17 protein-coding genes are annotated in these 16829 nt (G+C 66.3%); 6 read left to right on the top strand and 11 right to left on the bottom strand.

Annotated elements, in window-relative coordinates; translation table 11 throughout:
* Positions 1-874, bottom strand: an 874-nt coding sequence (locus ACLP25_RS20100; RefSeq protein WP_442470928.1) for an acyl-CoA dehydrogenase family protein, incomplete at its 3' end; no start/stop codon positions are given.
* 78 nt (positions 875-952) lie between these two features.
* Complete coding sequence (locus ACLP25_RS20095) at positions 953-1663, bottom strand: TetR/AcrR family transcriptional regulator (protein WP_442470927.1); 711 nt, start codon at positions 1661-1663, stop codon at positions 953-955.
* Positions 1664-1956: 293 nt separating this feature from the next.
* Between ACLP25_RS20095 and ACLP25_RS20090 the strand changes: the two genes are divergently transcribed.
* Positions 1957-2733: an SDR family NAD(P)-dependent oxidoreductase gene (locus ACLP25_RS20090; RefSeq protein ID WP_442470926.1), complete on the top strand. Its 777-nt coding sequence runs from the start codon at positions 1957-1959 to the stop codon at positions 2731-2733.
* Between the two features lie 143 nt (positions 2734-2876).
* On the opposite strand, the gene ACLP25_RS20085 is transcribed toward ACLP25_RS20090, so the two are convergent.
* Positions 2877-3413 carry a DJ-1/PfpI family protein gene (locus ACLP25_RS20085; protein ID WP_442470925.1) on the bottom strand — a complete coding sequence of 179 codons (537 nt, stop codon included), beginning with the start codon at positions 3411-3413 and terminating at the stop codon, positions 2877-2879.
* 376 nt (positions 3414-3789) lie between these two features.
* Between ACLP25_RS20085 and ACLP25_RS20080 the strand changes: the two genes are divergently transcribed.
* Entirely contained in the window at positions 3790-5364 is a 1575-nt protein-coding gene (locus ACLP25_RS20080) for a class I adenylate-forming enzyme family protein (protein ID WP_442470924.1), read from the top strand.
* A gap of 59 nt (positions 5365-5423) precedes the next feature.
* On the opposite strand, the gene ACLP25_RS20075 is transcribed toward ACLP25_RS20080, so the two are convergent.
* The 5 genes from ACLP25_RS20075 to ACLP25_RS20055 form a co-directional block, all read right to left on the bottom strand.
* Positions 5424-6182, bottom strand: a complete 759-nt coding sequence (locus tag ACLP25_RS20075) for a phosphodiester glycosidase family protein (RefSeq protein ID WP_442470923.1) — start codon at positions 6180-6182, stop codon at positions 5424-5426.
* A gap of 178 nt (positions 6183-6360) precedes the next feature.
* Positions 6361-7773: an FAD-binding oxidoreductase gene (locus ACLP25_RS20070; protein WP_442470922.1), complete on the bottom strand. Its 1413-nt coding sequence runs from the start codon at positions 7771-7773 to the stop codon at positions 6361-6363.
* Positions 7770-9032: a class I SAM-dependent RNA methyltransferase gene (locus ACLP25_RS20065; protein ID WP_442470921.1), complete on the bottom strand. Its 1263-nt coding sequence runs from the start codon at positions 9030-9032 to the stop codon at positions 7770-7772. Before ACLP25_RS20065 ends, ACLP25_RS20070 begins: the two co-directional genes overlap by 4 nt.
* Positions 9025-9750 carry a TlyA family RNA methyltransferase gene (locus tag ACLP25_RS20060; protein ID WP_442470920.1) on the bottom strand — a complete coding sequence of 242 codons (726 nt, stop codon included), beginning with the start codon at positions 9748-9750 and terminating at the stop codon, positions 9025-9027. Before ACLP25_RS20060 ends, ACLP25_RS20065 begins: the two co-directional genes overlap by 8 nt.
* Positions 9751-9838: 88 nt before the next feature.
* Positions 9839-10444, bottom strand: a complete 606-nt coding sequence (locus ACLP25_RS20055) for a LysE family translocator (RefSeq protein ID WP_442470919.1) — start codon at positions 10442-10444, stop codon at positions 9839-9841.
* Positions 10445-10766: 322 nt separating this feature from the next.
* Here ACLP25_RS20055 and ACLP25_RS20050 point away from each other — a divergent pair, with 322 nt between their 5' ends.
* The 4 genes from ACLP25_RS20050 to ACLP25_RS20035 all read left to right on the top strand — a co-directional run bounded on the left by ACLP25_RS20050 (position 10767) and on the right by ACLP25_RS20035 (position 14807).
* On the top strand, positions 10767-11024 hold the full coding sequence (locus ACLP25_RS20050) for a hypothetical protein (RefSeq protein WP_442470918.1): 258 nt from the start codon (positions 10767-10769) through the stop codon (positions 11022-11024).
* Between the two features lie 271 nt (positions 11025-11295).
* Positions 11296-12525 carry an anion transporter gene (locus tag ACLP25_RS20045; RefSeq protein ID WP_442470917.1) on the top strand — a complete coding sequence of 410 codons (1230 nt, stop codon included), beginning with the start codon at positions 11296-11298 and terminating at the stop codon, positions 12523-12525.
* A gap of 365 nt (positions 12526-12890) precedes the next feature.
* A complete protein-coding gene (locus tag ACLP25_RS20040) occupies positions 12891-14243 on the top strand; it encodes an aspartate aminotransferase family protein (protein ID WP_442470916.1) in 1353 nt (450 codons plus the stop codon).
* A gap of 111 nt (positions 14244-14354) precedes the next feature.
* Positions 14355-14807, top strand: a complete 453-nt coding sequence (locus tag ACLP25_RS20035; RefSeq protein ID WP_442470915.1) for an ABC transporter substrate-binding protein — start codon at positions 14355-14357, stop codon at positions 14805-14807.
* Here the strand turns inward: ACLP25_RS20035 and ACLP25_RS20030 are convergent.
* From ACLP25_RS20030 to ACLP25_RS20020, 3 genes are all read right to left on the bottom strand, one after another.
* Entirely contained in the window at positions 14764-15387 is a 624-nt protein-coding gene (locus ACLP25_RS20030) for a response regulator transcription factor (protein WP_442470914.1), read from the bottom strand. The two genes, ACLP25_RS20035 and ACLP25_RS20030, sit on opposite strands and share 44 nt — an antisense overlap.
* Positions 15388-15459: 72 nt before the next feature.
* Positions 15460-15828, bottom strand: a complete 369-nt coding sequence (locus ACLP25_RS20025) for a response regulator (RefSeq protein ID WP_442470929.1) — start codon at positions 15826-15828, stop codon at positions 15460-15462.
* Between the two features lie 51 nt (positions 15829-15879).
* Positions 15880-16716 carry a sensor histidine kinase gene (locus ACLP25_RS20020; protein ID WP_442470913.1) on the bottom strand — a complete coding sequence of 279 codons (837 nt, stop codon included), beginning with the start codon at positions 16714-16716 and terminating at the stop codon, positions 15880-15882.
* Positions 16717-16829: the final 113 nt, after the last annotated feature.

Genomic DNA, 16829 nt, shown 5'->3' with positions numbered 1-16829 from the left:
GCAGATACTTGCCGAAGGTCTTGCGCTCCTGGGCGCGCTGGATCATCAGCTCGAGCGCCAGCTCGCACTGTCCGATCGTGCGCATGCAATGGTGGATGCGCCCCGGCCCGAGCCGAGCTTGGGCGAGCGCAAAGCCGCCTCCCTCCTCGCCAAGCAGGTTCGCCTTGGGCACGCGGACGTCGCGGAACACCATCTCGCAGTGGCCTTCTGGCGTCAGGTGATTCATGACACTGATGTTGCGCACGACTTTGACGCCGGGCGCGTCCATGGGGACGAGCGCCATGCTCTGGCGCCGGTGCGGGTCGGCGTTGGGGCTGGTGACGCCCATGACGATCGCCACCTTGCAGCGCGCGTGGAGCGCCCCGGTGATGAACCACTTGCGGCCGTTGATGACCCAGCTATCGCCTTCGAGCTCGATGCGGGTCGAGATGTTGGTCGCGTCGGAGGACGACGAATCCGGCTCGGTCATCGCAAAGCACGACCGGATCTCGCCTTCGAGCAGTGGGTTCAGCCAGCGCCCTCGCTGCTCGGGCGTGGCGAAGAGGTGCAGAAGCTCCATATTGCCGGTGTCCGGTGCCGAGCAGTTGAACACTTCCGACGCCCACTGCAACTGGCCCATGATTTCGGCGAGCGGAGCGTATTCGAGGTTGGTGAGCCGCGTGCCGGGCTCGTCTGCCTTGAGGCCGGGCAGGAACAGGTTCCACAGGCCCTCGGACTTGGCGATCGCCTTCAGCTCCTCAACGACCGGCGGCGGGTTGAGGCCGGCTGCGACCTCGCGCCGCCAGCGCGTGTTGTTGGGAATCACGTAGCGGTCCATGAATTCGCGCACCCGCGCGCGAAGCTCGTGCATCTTCGGGGAATAATCGAAATCCATGGCGCCTGCCTGTCCTGGTTCGGTCCGGTCTAACGTTCGTTTTGCCCATTCGGCGACGGCTTCGTCGTAGCCGCTTTGCTACGACGCCTTGGCGACCGCCTTTCGGTTCTGCGCCGCCGCCAACGCTTCGATTCCGCCGATCGCGTAGCGTACGGCGCGATCGAGCACCGCTTCGACGTCCTCGGTGTCGCAGCCGCTGTCGGACAGCGCCTTCAGCCGCTTGAAATTCATATCGGTGCACTGGTGCGGAAGGGCTGTCGTGAAGTGCAGCGCCCAGCACACTTCCGGTTGCGACAGGCGGGGCAGGGCGCGCGTCAAGGCCGCGAGGAAGCCGCGCAGGTGGCTGACGTCCGACTCGAGAATCTTGCGCAGATCCGGCGTCACCTCGGCGATCGCCCGCGAGATGAAACGCGAGGCGGTGTCCTTTCCGGAGGCCGGGTCGCGCCACAGAATCGGCGGCCCCATCAGGGCGCGAAGAATCTCCGCAAGCGCCGGATCGCCGCTATTCCTCGCCTCCGCGTCGCGCAGGAGCGCGAGCCGCTCGCGGTTCAACTCCTTCGCCCGGGTGCGAAAGACTTGAAGCCAGAGCTCGCTCTTCGACCCGAAATAATAGCTGACCGCAGCGAGGTTCACGTCGGCCGCCTGGACGATGTCGCGCACCGACACGCCGTCGAAGCCGCGCTCGGCGAACAGCCGCTCGGCGGCCAGAAAGATGCGCTCGCGCGTATCGGGCGCCGTCTCGATTGGAGGGGCGCGCCCAGTCTGCCTTCGTCCCTTCGATCCCGTCATCAGCTATCCCCGAAGGGCCGAGGGCCGCTTCTCGCGGACGGAGTCTCCATCGACCAAGGACTCCGGATGCGCGTCCTCGCGTCCATGGGAGAAGCCGCCGGTTCCTCACGCCGATCCGCGCTCTGGGCGTCCGTCCGCCCGCGCGGCCGTTCGCCGGCCGCTGCGAGCACGGTGACCATACCGGACCTTGCAATAAAGTCAAACGTTCGTTTAAGATGGACGCAGCCGTCGCCGCGACGCGTGGCGGAAGCGACCGCCGCGTTCGATGAGCGCGGGGAAGCGGGAGCATGATCATGAGCAATCTCTTCGACCTGACCGGAAGGACCGCAATCGTCACGGGCTCCTCGCGCGGCATCGGCCGGGCGATCGCGCAACGGCTCGCCGAGCATGGCGCGAACGTGATCATCTCGTCGCGCAAGGCCGACGCCTGCGCCGCGGCCGCGGCGGAGATCGACGCCGCCGTCGGCCGCAATGCGGCGACGCCGATCGCGGCCAGCATTTCATCCAAGGAGGAGCTGCGCCATCTCGTCGACGAGACGACGCGGCGGTTTGGCCGCATCGACGCACTGATCTGCAATGCGGCGTCGAATCCCTATTTCGGCCCGATGGGTGGCATCTCGGACGACCAGTTCCGAAAAATCCTCGACAACAACGTGCTGGCGAACCACTGGCTGGTCCAGATGGCGGCGCCGGGGATGATCGAGCGGAGGGACGGTTCGATTGTGATCGTGTCCTCGATCGGCGGCCTCAAGGGCTCGCCGATGATCGGGGCCTACAACATCTCCAAGGCCGCGGACTTCCAACTCGCCCGCAATCTCGCGGTCGAGTTCGGCCGTCACAACGTCCGCGTCAACTGCATCGCGCCCGGCCTCGTGCGCACGGACTTCGCCCGCGCCCTGTGGGAGAACCCGGACACGCTGAAGGCGGTGACGGCGACGACGCCGCTGAGAAGGATCGGCGAGCCGGATGAGATCGCCGGCGCCGCCGTCTTTCTCGCCTCGCCCGCGAGCGCGTTCATGACCGGCCAGATGATCGTCATCGACGGCGGCGCCACCATCGCGGGCGGCTGACTTGGGCCCGAGCGGCATTGAACGTCAACGGGAGTCCACGGTCGAGGCTGCGGACACACTCGCCCGTTCGTCCGCCTGGCTCGTCGCACTTCGGATCGATCAAGGACAACCAACGAAGCGGCCATCACGGGGCCGATCCGTCTTTACGTCTTCAGCATGGCGGCGAAAGTTGTAACAAGTTCATCCGTTCCGTCCTTCAAACCAGACACTTGTGCTGAAAAGGGGCAAACCCCGGACGTCACGATGTCTCCATCCCGGACGACTCTAATACCTTTCAAGTCGCCATCATGGACATAGGGTTGCAGATTCTGCCCGATCGCGTAGTTCCGTCCCTCAAGCACGCCGGCGCCGGCAAGGATCAGAACTCCGCCATTCAGGGCGGCCGCCGGCATGTTCCGGCTAGGCATATCCTGGGCGATCTTCACCGCTGACGTCGGAACGTTGCCTTGGACCATGCAGGGTATAATAACGCAAACGCGGTGAGTGATTTTAGCCTCGGCATGCTTTTTGTCGACTGTCAGCGTCGATCCTCCGGCGCTGATGTCTTTTCCGTTCTCAGAGGCGACGTCAACTGCATAACCGAGCGCTCCAAGTCTGCCAATAAATGTATTGACTTCCTTGTCAATTGCTATCTTTAGGCTTGTTTCTCCGAATGGCGGAGCGTCATCTCTTGCTATCAAGAGAACTATAGGTTTTTCCTCTGCATTCGCAACCGGCAGAAAGATAGAGAATCAGAATAGATAGCAGAAGCAGCAGGATCGGCTTTACAAACTTTAGCGGATGAGAGCGCATCGGAACCTCCCCACATCTAGCGAGGCGCTCGCGCCATTTCGTTCCGGTACCGCCCGGAAGGCGCCCGCCCGGCGCCTTCTGGAGCTTTTACTCCCGCATTTCTCCCGCGCCTTGATCGGCGTCAACGAGGCCCAGTATTTATGCCGCGCCTCTTGGTGCTGTTGAACGGAGTCGTTACAGCGGCGCAGCAGTCGGCTCCCTCTTGCAATCCCAATCGCCGCCGGCGCTATGTTTGGTCCGTCTCTCTTGCGCGATAATGCCCATTTGACGCAGAATGAGGCTTCGGCGTTCCAGAACAAGGAGAGCGCCCGTAGGTGGGGCCGCACGATGCTCGACTCCCTTGGCGAAATCTTGCCCCGCGCCGCGCGATTGTACGGTGGCCGCGTCGCCCTCGTAACCGCGGCCGGCGAATATAGTTTTCGACAACTTGACGGTCTTTCCGGCGCATTGGCGCACAACCTCGTCAAGCTCGGCGTCGCGCCGGGAGACCGCGTCACGCTCTATGCGCCGAATTCGTGGGAATGGATCGTCAGCTACTACGGCGCGCTGAAAGCGGGCGCGATCGTCAACCCGATCAATGCGATGCTGACGCCCGCTGAAGTGGCCTTCGTCACGCGCGATTGCGGCGCGAAGGCGCTGATCGGCAGTTCGGAAAAGATTGCGCCCGCTCTCGCCGCCGGCGTCACGGGTTTGACGACCATCGCGTTCGGGGACCAGTCCGTCGCCGGCGCGACGTCGTTTGACGAACTCGTGGCAAAACCGATGGATTTCGATCCGATCAAGATACAGCCGTCCGCGACTTCGACGATCGGTTATACGTCGGGCACGACCGGACACCCCAAGGGCGCGATGCAATCGCACCGCGCGGTGATGATCAATGTCGCGATGACCGCGCAGGCGCATCTGAGGACCGCAAGCGACATCGTCGTTTCGGCTTTGCCCTGTCCGCACGTCTACGGCAACGTCGTCTTCCAGGGCGCAATGCTGTGCGGGATGAAGCTCGTCATGCATCCGCGCTTCGAGGCGGGCGAGATCCTCGCCAGCATCGAGACGCACCGCGCGACCCTGTTCGAGGGCGTGCCGACGATGTACATGTATATGCTCGCCTCGCCTGAATTGCCTCAGCGCAATCTTTCCTCGCTGACGCGTTGCACGGTCGGCGGCCAGACGATGCCGGTCGCCAAGATGCGAGAGGTCGAGCAGCGCTTCGGTTGCCCACTCATCGAGCTTTGGGGCATGACCGAGATCGCGGGGGTCGGCGCGACTTTCCCGTCTTACGGCCCGCACAAGCTGGGCTCGATCGGGATCGCCTTGCCTTACTGCGAGGCGCGTATCGCCGACGTCGTCGACGCCTCGAAGACTTTGCCGCACGGGGAGATCGGGGAGCTGATGATCCGTGGACCTATCGTCATGCAGGGCTATTGGGATAACGAGAAAGCGACGCGCGAGACGATCGAGCCGGACGGCTGGCTGCATTCCGGCGATCTGGCGAGCATGGACGAGGACGGCGACGTGTTCATCGTCGACCGCAAGAAGGACATGATCAACACGGCCGGCTTCAAGGTCTTCCCTGCCGAGATCGAGCGGGTCGTCGCCGCGCACCCGAGCGTCGCGCTCGTCGCTGTCGGCGAGACGCCGGATGAGTTCAAGGGCGAAATCGCCAAGGCGTATGTCGTGCTGAAGCCCGGCGCAACGCCGGACGCGGAAGGCATTCTTGACCTCTGCCGCAAGGAACTCGCGGCGTACAAGGTTCCGCGCGACGTGCGTTTCGTCGCCGATCTGCCAAAAACCTCAACCGGCAAGATCATGCGTCGTGAACTGAAGACGTTGGACACTTGAGCTGAATCACAGAGTGGCGAAGCCGGCGAAAGCGGTTCTCCGCCCATCCGCCTGGCGCGCTAGTTGGTGCCCACAGCCTGCGGCTTCACCACCCCGACGATGGGGCCGATGGGTTCGAGTTCGTCGTCCCGATTGAGCTCGGGCGCATACAGGGACGAAAGGGAGCCGTCGAGGAACAGGGCGCTGTGACAGCCGAGCGCGTCGCGGAATAGGCGGGCGAAAGCGTCGAATGTCACCGGCTCATCGGCGATGGCGAACACGACGGCGCCGGCGTCGTCGACGCCAACGCCGTTGCGGATCTTCGCCGACGTGCCGTCGGGGCGGATTTTCGGGTGGATGCGCCCGTCAATGACCAGCATCGGGCCGGACTGGGTGGCGTAGCGCGCGGCGGGCGGATTGGCGAGATAGCGGCCCGTCTCGGTCACGCCGGCGGCGCCGTCCCCGATCCAGAACACGCCGTTCGGCTTGAGATGGAAATTCGACTCGCCGCCCCGCGTATCGGCGTCGTGCAAAACGCGGCTCTTCTCGACATACAGCCCGACCGGCGACTGGTCCTCGCGAAACATCCCGGCGTTCATGGCGAAGACGAGCCGCTCGCCGTGGCTGCGCAGGGCCTCGGCCACGGCCCCGAGCGAGCCGAAGGGCCGGCCGTCGGGGCCTTTCCAGAACAGGCGAAGATCGTCGCGACGCGGATCGAAAACGCAGACGGTGAACGCCGCTCCGTCGAATTTTCTTGGCGCGCAGGCGGCGGCCGCCGGCGAGGCGGTCCCGCCAATCGACAGGGCAAAGAACAAAGCGGCGAAACCGCTGCGCCGCATCGCGATGGTCCTCAACCCCGGGCTCGCCATGGGCGAGCGTCATGCGCCGAATCACGCCGCAAAAAGCAGCGTCACGCAGAGACTACACTCCGGCGCGCCTCGGCGCCATCGGGGGCCGCTTGGCGTCGAGCCGGAGTCAGAACGGCCGCCTCTTGAGGAGCAGTTCGGCTTTCGGCGGTCAGAGCACCTTTCCCGGGTTCATCACCCTGTTGGGGTCGAGCGCGGCCTTGATCTGGCGCATCACCGACAGCGTCCCCGGGTCCTTGGTCCGGGCAAGCAGGTCGCGCTTCAGCCGTCCCACGCCGTGCTCGGCCGAGAACGAGCCGCCCATCCGCGCCACGATCCCGTGCACGACTTGGTTCATCGCGTCCCAGCGAGCGAGGAACGCCGCCTGGCCGCCGCCCTCCGGCTGCGAGACGTTGAAGTGTATGTTGCCGTCGCCCAGATGGCCGAAAGGACAGACGCGCGCGCCCGGCTCGAACGCCTCGACCGCCTTCGTCGCCTCCGCGAGGAACGCCGGCACGTCGCCGACGGCGACCGACACGTCGTGCTTGATCGAGCCGCCCTCGTGGATTTGCGCCTCCGGGATGGAGTCGCGCAGCTTCCAGAATTCGTGGCGCTGATCGAGCGAGGCGGCGATCGCGGCGTCCTCGATCACCCCCTCATCGAACGCCGCCTCGAGCGCGCCGGAAAAGGCGTCCTCGAAGCCTGCCGCGATCTGCGACGACGCCTCGATCAGCACGTACCACGCATGGTCTCCCGCGAGCGGCGCGCGGGCGAGGCCGTGCCGGAGTGTGATGTCGTAGGCGAAGCGGGCGATCAGCTCGAAGGTGGTGACGCCCGCGCCCAGCCGCTCGCGCGCGATGCTGAGAAGGTCGAGCGCGCGCTGCGGACTTTTCAGCGCGACGAAGGCGGTCGCCCGCGCCCGCGGATTGGGAAAGAGCCGCAGCGAAGCGGCGGTGACAACGCCGAGCGTGCCCTCCGAGCCGACGAACAGGCCCTTCACATCGTAGCCGGTGTTGTCCTTGCGCAGCTTCGAGAGCGCGTTGACGATCCGCCCGTCGGCCAGGACCGCCTCGACGCCGGTGATGAGTTCGCGCATGGTTCCGTAGGCGATGACCGTAAGGCCGCCGGCGTTGGTGGCGGCGTTGCCGCCGATGGTGCAGGTTCCCTCCGCGGCGAGCGACAAAGGGAAGAGCCGGTCGGCTTCGAGCGCGGCCGCCTGCGCCTCGGCGAGGGTCACGCCGGCTTCGCAGATCATCACGTCGGCGTGCGGGTCGATCTCGCGGATCGCCCGGAGGCGCTGGGTCGAGAGGATGACCTCGTCGCCGGTCTCGTCGGGCGTCTGGCCGCCGACAAGGCCGGTGTTGCCGCCCTGGGGCGTGACCCCAATCCCGGCGTCGTTGCAAAGCTTAAGGACCTCAGCGACCTCGACGGTCGATCCCGGACGGACGAGGGCGAGCGCCTTGCCCTGATAGAGGCCGCGCGGCTCCACGAGCGCGCCGGCGATGAGCCGCGGGTCGGTCAGGACATGGCCGGCGCCGACGATGCGGGCCAGAGCCTCGAGGACGGCTCGGCGTTCAACTTTCATCCCAGAAGCCTCCGCGCGCGCGGCTTCGCCTTCCGGCGAAAGACGGCCGCGATTTCGACGTGCGAGGAATAGCGGAACTGGTCGATCGGCGCGACCTTCTCGACGCGAAAGCCGCCCTCGATCAGAATCTTCGCGTCCCGGGCGAAGGTCGCCCCATTGCAAGACACGGCGACGACGAGCGGCAGGGCGCTCCTGGCGAGTTCGCGCGCCTGGGCTTCGGCGCCGGCGCGGGGCGGATCGAACAGCGCGCCGTCGAAGGCGGAAAGTTCGCCTGCGCCGAGCGGCCGGCGGAAGAGATCGCGCGCTTCCACGGCCACGGTCTTAAGCCCGCGCGCCTCTCCGCCCGTGCGCGCAAGCGCCGCGATCGCCGCGGAGTCCGAGTCGGCGGCGAACACGTCATGGGCGCGGGCGAAGCGGAGCGCGAATGCGCCGGCGCCGCAGAAAAGGTCGGCGACCCTTCTCGCGCCTGTCAGCGCCTCCTCGGCGATTGCCGCCAGACACTCCTCGCCCGCTTCGGTCGCCTGGAGGAAGCCACCCGGCGGCGGCGCGACCAGCGTCGCGCCGAAGGCGACGCGCGGCCGGCGCCGCTCGAGGACCGCGGCGCCGTGGTTCGAGACGCGGGCGAGGTCGAGCGCGTCGGCGGTCCGGACGAGCTTCCGCGTCTCGACGGGTCCGAGCGGACCCGAGCCGCGAAGGTCGACGTCGAGACCGTCGAGCGTCGCCGTCACGCCGATGTCGAGGGGCTTCGAGAGGCCCCTGAGGTCGGCCGCGAGCGCCCGCGCCGCCGCGACCGCTCCGGCCATGGACGGCGCGAACAAGGGGCAGGCGCCGATCGAGACGACAGCGTGCGAACGCGCGCGCATGAAGCCCACTTCGTCCTGTTCGGCGTAGGGAAAGCGGGCGTGGAAGGTCGCGCGCCGCCGGCCGGCGCCGTGGGCGTCGATCAGCGGGCCGACCTCGGCTTCGACCTGCATGCGCGCGAGCGCGTCGACGACGAGGCCGCGCTTCCAGTCGCGATAGAGCCTTTCCGACATGTGCTGCGCAGCGCAGCCGCCGCAGGTCCCGAACCAGGGGCAGAACGGCGCCGCCCGGTCAGGACTCTCGCGCACGATCTCCAGGAGGTCGTTGCGCTCGCCATTTGCCTGCACGCGCGCCCGCTCGCCCGGGAGGGCGCCGGGGACGGCGGCGCCGTTCTCCGCCACGCCGTCGGCCCGCGAATCGAGCGCGACGATCTCGAGCGTTTCGATCGTCTCAGCCATGGCGCGCTGCGATCAAGAATTCCTTCGCCCCCGCGCCACCCGGGACCGGGGAGGGAATGAGGCCGACGACCGTCCAGCCTTGCCCCTCGATGCAGGCGCGGACCTCGGCTGAGGCGCGGGCGAGCGCCGCCTCGCTCTTCACCCGCCCCTTGACGATCTCCGCCGGGCCGACCTCGAACTGCGGCTTGATGAGGCTGGCGAGCCAGGCGCGCTTAGCCGCCAGGCCGAGCACATGCGGCAGGATCAGCCGCTGCGAGATGAAACTGACGTCGCAGGCGATCGCCTCGGGCGCCTCGCCGAGCGTCTCCGCGGTCAGCGACCGGGCGTCGCGCCCTTCGAGGGAACGCACGCGCGGGTCATTGGCGAGCTTCGCGTCGAACTGCCCGTGGCCGACGTCGATCGCGACGACGCTTTTTGCTCCGCGCTGAATGAGGACGTCGGTGAAGCCTCCCGTCGAGGCGCCGACGTCGAGGCAGGCGAGACCCTTGGGATCGAGCGCGAAGGCGTCGAGCGCGGCTGCGAGCTTCAATCCGCCCCGGGAAACATAAGGGTGGGGCGCTTGCGCCTCGATCGCGGCGCCGTCGCTGACGGCGTCGGAGGATTTGCCCAAAATCTCGCCGTCGACCCGGACGAGGCCGGCGGCGATGGCCGCCTGGGCTCGCGCGCGGCTCGGAAAAAAGCCGCGCTCGACGAGGACGATATCGGCGCGCTTGGGCATGGGAAGACGGTTGAGTCCGAGGGACCGGGCTGGTATAGCCGGGAATCGCTTCGGGCCAAATGGCTGGGCGCCTTTTTCCGCGAAGGGTTCAGCGCCGCGTGAGCGCGAGCCCTACCGCCGCGCCGATGAGGACCCCTCCGGTCAGGCGGTTGCGCGCCCGGCCGAAGCGGCCGAGGACGAAGCGGGCGCGGCCGGCGAGGACCGCCCAGCCGCCGTCGATGACAAGCGCCGTGGCGACGAAGGCGACGCTGAGGATCGCCATCTGGCGGCCGAGCGCCGCGCCGGGATCGAGGAACTGCGGCAGGAAGGCCGCGTAGAAGGCGAGCGTCTTCGGGTTAGTCAGCGAGACGAGAAAGCCGCGCGCGAAGGTCTTGCCCGGCGAGACCGCCTGCATTCGGGAAAGGTCGTCGGCGGGCGAAGCCCATGCGCGCGCGCCGAGAACGACGAGGTAGACGACGCCGAGCCAGCGGAGGACCTCAAACGCCTGGCCCAGCTCTCCGAGGAGCGCCGTCACGCCGAGCGAGGCGACGGCAAGTTGCAACGCCATCGCCGCGCTGGTTCCGGCGACCGTGATCAGGCCGCCGTGCGCGCCGTAGCGCAGGCTGTTGGCGACGATCAGCGCCACATTGGGGCCCGGAATCAGCATCAACGCCGCGGTCGCGGCGACAAAGGCCGCAAGAAGCGCGAGGGACATGTCAGGTCTCCGAAAGCGGGCCAGTATTGCCCCGGACCCTTCAGAAGGCCAGCGCGGCTGCGACAGGTTGCGGCGCCGGGCGATCAGGCTTCGTGACAAATTTATGTTTATGCCCGTTGACGGTTGTAGCGAGCTGGTTAACAATGCACGCGGGCTGGGTGAGATTGACGCGGGCTTGGTGTGATTAGCCGGTGGAGACGTGATGCGTGGATGGCGGACATTTCTATTTGCCGCGGCGATCGTGTGTTCGCCGCCGGCGATAGCGTCGACTGAACTTCACGTCGGAGCGGGAGGGCCGGGGGGCCTTTTTCGCGAAGGGGCAGTGACCGGCTTGAGCGTCGGCGCGGGCGCGCTGCAGTCCCTGGGTTTTCAGGCCGGACCGCCGGCGGACGATGGAACGCCTGCAGACGACGGGGCGTACGCCGCCGCTGCAGCGTCTCTGGAGAACAAGACCTTTGCTGCGCCCGACGACGCCTCATATGACCGGTCCGGCTGGATGTTTCTGCTGATCGCCTTCATGGGATTGACAGCGGTTTTCACCGGCACACGGCCGCGCGCCCGCGGACTGATCGTGGTCTGAGGCGCCGGATCCCCGCGGCGACCGGCCGCGGGATTTGCCGAAATCCCGGCTTGCCCGCTTTCCGGCGATTTTGCGGCGCAGGGTCGATCGCGGCTCGGGCGCCCGGGGCCAACCAAGTCCATGAGTGAACGTTCCGGGCCGAGCGGCGTTAGGCGCGCGGGCGCGCATCCGGCGCCGGGACCCGCGAAATGCCTCCGACCGCGTTCCTGCTCGACACGCTGAATGTCTTGTCAGCCGACACGCATGGCCTCTTCGGCCCGTTCGTCGCGCGATGGACCTGACTCCGACCGTCCTCGCCGCCCTGGCGATCCTGATCCTGACCTATGCGGGCCTCGCGCTCGGCCGCGTTCCCGGCCTTCGGCTCGACCGCGCCGGCATCGCGTTCCTGGGCGGGGCGGCGATGATCGCCTTCGGCCCCCTGACGCTCGAGGACGCCTTCCGGGCGATCGACTACGACACCGTCGCGCTGCTGCTCGGCGTGATGATCGTGGTCGCCCATCTCAAAGTCTCTGGCGCCTTCCGGGCGCTGGGGGCGCTCGCGATCGAGCACGCACACCGGCCGCTCGCGCTTCTCGTCACGGTGACGCTGCTCGCCGGCGTACTGTCGGCCTTTCTGGTCAACGACGCCATCTGCCTCGTCATGGCGCCGATCGTGCTTGCCGTGACGCGGGCGCTCGGGCGCAATCCGCTGCCCTATCTGGTCGCGACCGCGACGGCGTCGAACTGCGGCAGCGTGGCGACGATCACTGGCAATCCGCAGAACATGGTGATTGGCGCCTATTCCGGCATTTCCTATCCGGCCTTCGCCGCCTCGCTCGCGCCGGTCGCGGCCTTCGGGCTCGTCGCGGTCGTCGTCGTCGTGCGGCTCGTTTACCTCGAGGAATTCTCCGCGCAGGGCGATTTGCAGCCTCACCTCGTTCGCGGCCGCATGCATCGAGGGCAGGCGGTCAAGGCGAGCGTCGTCTGCGTCGCGCTGGCGGTCGCGTTCTTCGCCGGGATCGACCCGGCCAAGGCCGCGGTGCTCGGCGGTGCCTTTTTGCTGGTCACCCGCGCGATCAAGCCCGAGCGCATCTATCGCGAGATCGACGGGCCGCTTTTGATGATGTTCGCGGGCCTGTTCGTTGTGGTCGCCGGTGCCGAAAAAGCGCTGCTGACGCCCGACCGGATCGCGATGGCGAAGACGATCGGCCTCGACGTTCCCTGGCGGCTGTCGGCCTTCACCGCGGTCCTGTCCAACGTCGTCAGCAACGTCCCCGCGGTGCTGGCGCTGAAGCCGTTCGTGCCGACCTTCGGCGACCCGCGCAAGGCGTGGCTCATCGTGGCGATGAGCTCGACGCTTGCGGGCAATTTCACTTTGCTGGGCTCGGTCGCCAACCTCATCGTCGCCGAACAGGCGAAGGCTGAAGGAACGCCGATCAGCTTCTGGGCCTATTTCAAGGTCGGCCTGCCGCTGACGGTCCTGACGCTCGCGGCGGGAACGGGGTGGCTGATGTGGCGGTGACGAACGCCGCGATGGATCTGGGTTTTCCACATGGCGCTGGAATGCGGGTCGCTTGATAGCCGCATTCGACCCCGAAGCGGGGCGTTTGTACACGACCGATTCAACGTCGCGGATCGACGTTGAATCGGTCATTGGATCGTGGGCAAAGGAAGCCATATGCGCCTGACGCTGGAATGAGACGGTCCGGCGAAGCGTAGTTTTCGCGCCTTGCGACGGTCCATTGTGTCGGCTTCGAGTTCCGCAGATTGCGCTGAAAAACTGCTGAAACTGCCACGCGTTGACGCCCTTCGCGAATGCGCGCCGACGAGCGCTGGACAATCCGCTGCCCGCCGGCGCAAATGCGGGCGCCTCACCGGAGCCCGGCTATGACGCTTGCGCCCAATTCTCTCGAAGCCCGCGACGTCGCCTACTATTTCCACCCCGCGACCAACGCGCGCCGCCACGAGCAGGTCGGGCCCTTGGTGCTGGAGAGCGGCCGCGGGGTCTTCGTCAAAGACGACCAGGGCAAGGAGTATATCGAAGGGCTCGCAGGCTTATGGAGCGTGGCCGTGGGCTTCGGCGAGCCGCGGCTCGTCGAGGCGGCGGCGCGGCAGATGGCGAAGCTGCCCTATTATCATTCGTTCGCCGGCAAATCGCATCCGCAGGCGATCGCGCTGGCCGAAAGGCTGGTGAAGCTTGCGGGCGGCCGGGTCGCCAAGGCGCAGTTCACCTCATCCGGCTCGGAGGCGAACGACTTCGTCGTCAAGCTGGTCTGGTACTATAACAACGCCCTCGGCCGGCCGAAGAAGAAGACCATCGTCAGCCGCGAGAAGGGCTATCACGGCGTCTCGGTCGCTTCGGGGTCGCTCACCGGCCTGCCGGCCTTCCATCGCGACTTCGACCTGCCGATTGCCAACGTGCGGCATCTGACCGCGCCGCATTATTGGCGAAGCGCCTTGCCGGGTGAGACGGAGGACGATTTTTCCGAGCGCTTGATGCAGGAGTTCGAGGCGCTGATCCGCAACGAGGGCGCAGACACGATCGCCGCCTTCATCGCCGAGCCGGTGATGGGGGCGGGGGGCGTCGTCCCGCCTCCCGCCGGCTATTGGCCGCGGATGCAGGCGCTGTGCCGCAAGCACGACATTCTCTTGATCGCCGACGAGGTCATCACCGGCTTCGGGCGCACGGGCGCGCTATTCGCCAGTCACAAATACGGGATCGCGCCGGACGTCCTGGTCGTGTCCAAGGCGCTGACCTCGTCCTATTTCCCGCTCTCGGCCGTGCTCATCTCGGACGCGCTCTATCAGGCGGTCGCCGACAATTCGGCGAAAATCGGCACATTCGCCCACGGCTTCACCGCCAGCGGCCATCCGGTCGGGGCGGCGGTGGCGATGGAGAACCTCGACATCATCGAGGAGCGCGACCTCGTGGCCCACGTCAGGGCGCTCGAGCCGCATTTCCAGCGCCGCCTATCCGAATTCGCCGGCCATCCGCTCATCGGCGAGGCGCGAGGCGTCGGCCTGATCGGGGCGCTCGAATTCGTCGCCGACAAGCCGACCAAGGCAGCGTTCGATCAGCCGGGCGTCTTCGGCGCGAGGCTCGCCGAGCTCTGCCAGGACGAGGGGCTGATCATCCGCGCGATCGGCGAGACGATCGCCTTCTGCCCGCCGCTGATCATTACGGCGGCCGAGATCGACGAGCTGTTCGCCCGCTTCGGGCGGGCGCTGAAGCGGATGTGACCCCGCCGCCGCGCCGTGCGAGGCGGCCACGGTCCCTCACGTCAGGCTTAATCGCGGTCAAGCCAGAGGGCATTCTGGCGAGACGACTGGCGCACATTGCGGGAGCAAGCAATGGCCTGCGCAAAGGCGTATTCTATACACGCGCTATTCGCTTTCTTTCTGGTTCTTGCCGGGGCTGGGCCGATCCAGACGGAAAACGCGCCCGGCGTCCCCCCGACCGAAATCAAGTTCGGCCAGACGATCGCGTTGAGCGGTCCGGCCTCGGCCTACGGCGTCGTCGGACGCGCGGCGGCGGCCTACTTCCGGATGATCAACGAGCAAGGCGGCGTCCACGGGCGCAGGCTCAACTTCCTCGACGTCGACGATGCCTACAATCCGCCGAGGACCGTAGAGCAGACGCGCCGGCTCGTCGAGCAGGAAGGCGTCGCATTCGTGTTCAACGGACTGGGCACAGCTTCCCGGCTCGCCGTGCGGGACTATCTCAACGAGAACAAGGTTCCCCAGCTCTTTTCCGCTGCGTCTAGCCTTTCGGCGCCTCAAAGCCGAGTCTTGCGTTCAGCTTGACGAGGTCGGCGAGAGAACGAACCTTCATCTTTTCCATCACTCGCCCACGGTGCGCCTTGACGGTGATCTCACTGATGCCCAGCTCGCCTCCGATCTGCTTGTTCAGGAGTCCGTTGACGACCAACGCCATCACTTCGCGTTCGCGGCGACTGAGCTTGTCATAGCGGTCTCGAAGAGCCTGCATCTCGGCTTCGCCGCGCAGAGCCGCTTCGCTGCGCTGGATCGCGTGCCGCATCGCGGCCAAGAGAGCGTCATTGTCGAGCGGTTTCGTCAAGAACTCGACGGCGCCGGCCTTCATGGCCTGAACACTCGCGGGGATATCGCCGTAGCCTGTGATGAAGATGATCGGCATTTCGCTCCGGCCCGCAATCTGTTTCTGGAGATCAAGGCCGTTGAGATCCGGCAGCTCGAGGTCGAGCACCAGGCAGCACGGCGACGCCGGCCGTGGACGGGAGAGGAACTCCTGCGCCGAGGTGAACGTCTCGACCCCCCACTGTTCCGTGCGGATCATCAGCTCCAGCGAGTCGCGCACCGAAATGTCGTCGTCAACCACGAACACAATCGGGGTGAATTGCGACATGGGCACGTCCGCCGGGGGATTGGCTTCGCCCTCTAGGTCGACAAGGTGGCGGGAGCGTGGCGGCCGTTTGGCCTACGCCAGCGCGGCGTCCAGCGCCTTGCGGAGATCGGTGTCGCTGAACGGCTTGATCAGGCATTCCACCGCGCCTTCTTCAAGCATGCGCGGGCGGACCTTCTCGTCGGCATTCGCGGTGATGAAAACGATCGGGATCTCCAGCTTCCGTCGCTTGAGCTCTCGGTGGAGATCGGGCCCCGACATGTCCGGCATGGCGACATCGAGGATCAGGCACCGGGTGCGCGCCATATTTCCGGAATTCAGGAATGCCTCGGCCGACGAGAAAGCCTGGACGGCAAAGCCGAACTCAGCCAACAAGTCGGGCAGCGACTCCCGAACGGATTCGTCGTCATCGACGACCGAGACGAGCGGGCGTTTGATCTTCACGGACTTCACGGATTTCTTCACTTCGACTGGCGCTCCGTCACTCTCGCTGTTTCAACTTGGGACCGCGGCGCCGGCGCATGTCGCGTCTTTGGCCACGATCGGAACAGAAAATGAAAAAGCGGCGCCGGGCCCCTCGTTCAGCGCCGCCCACATGCGGCCGCCGTGCCGCTCGATGATCGAACGACTGATCGACAATCCTATTCCCACACCCTCGCTCTTGGTCGTGTAGAATGCGTCGAAAAGTCGCTGCAAACTCTCCCGCTCGAATCCCACACCCGCGTCCTGAACCGTCAGGCGTACGCATTCGTTCCCGTCGCGCTCCGTCGTGATCACCATCCGGCGCGGACGGTCGCGGACGGAGATCATCGCGTCCGACGCGTTCTGAATGAGGTTCAAAACGACCTGCTGGAGTTGCACTCGGTCGCCGTTGACCAGGGGCAGTTCCTCCGCAAGCTCGGTTCTGAGGACTGCGTGGGTTTCCTGGAATCTGACCCGCGACAGGGCGATCACTTCTCGCGTCGCCTCGTTGAGATCGACCGGCTCGAGCGCCGCGTTCTCCTTGCCAAAAAGGGCGCGCACTCGCTTGACGACCTCGGATGCCCGATGGCCGTCGCGAATCGTGCGGCGCGCCGTCTCGCGCGCCCCCTCGACGTTCGGCGGGTTCGCGGCCAGCATGTGCAAGCAGGTGTTGGCGTTCGTGATGATGCCCGACAACGGCTGGTTGACTTCATGGGCGATCGACGCCGTCAGTTGTCCCATCGTCAGGACGTGACCCATCTGTGCAAGCTTCGTCTGCGTGCTTCGGATCTCCTCTTCGGTGCTCTTTCGATCCTCGATGTCGATGCTGACGCTGAACCATTTGACGATCGCGCCGGCCTCGTTGCGCAACGGGACCGTGCGACAATGGCGCCATGGCGTTACAAGATGCTTTACGTCACCATGATCGTCGCCGGCATGTTTTTCATCGCCACCCCCGCGATACTCGCGGCGGTCACAGGGGA

Source organism: Roseiarcus sp., from assembly GCF_052145395.1.
GTDB lineage: Bacteria > Pseudomonadota > Alphaproteobacteria > Rhizobiales > Beijerinckiaceae > Roseiarcus.
The sequence above is the reverse complement of the archived record's forward strand: the minus strand, read 5'-3'. Positions and strand labels throughout refer to the sequence as shown.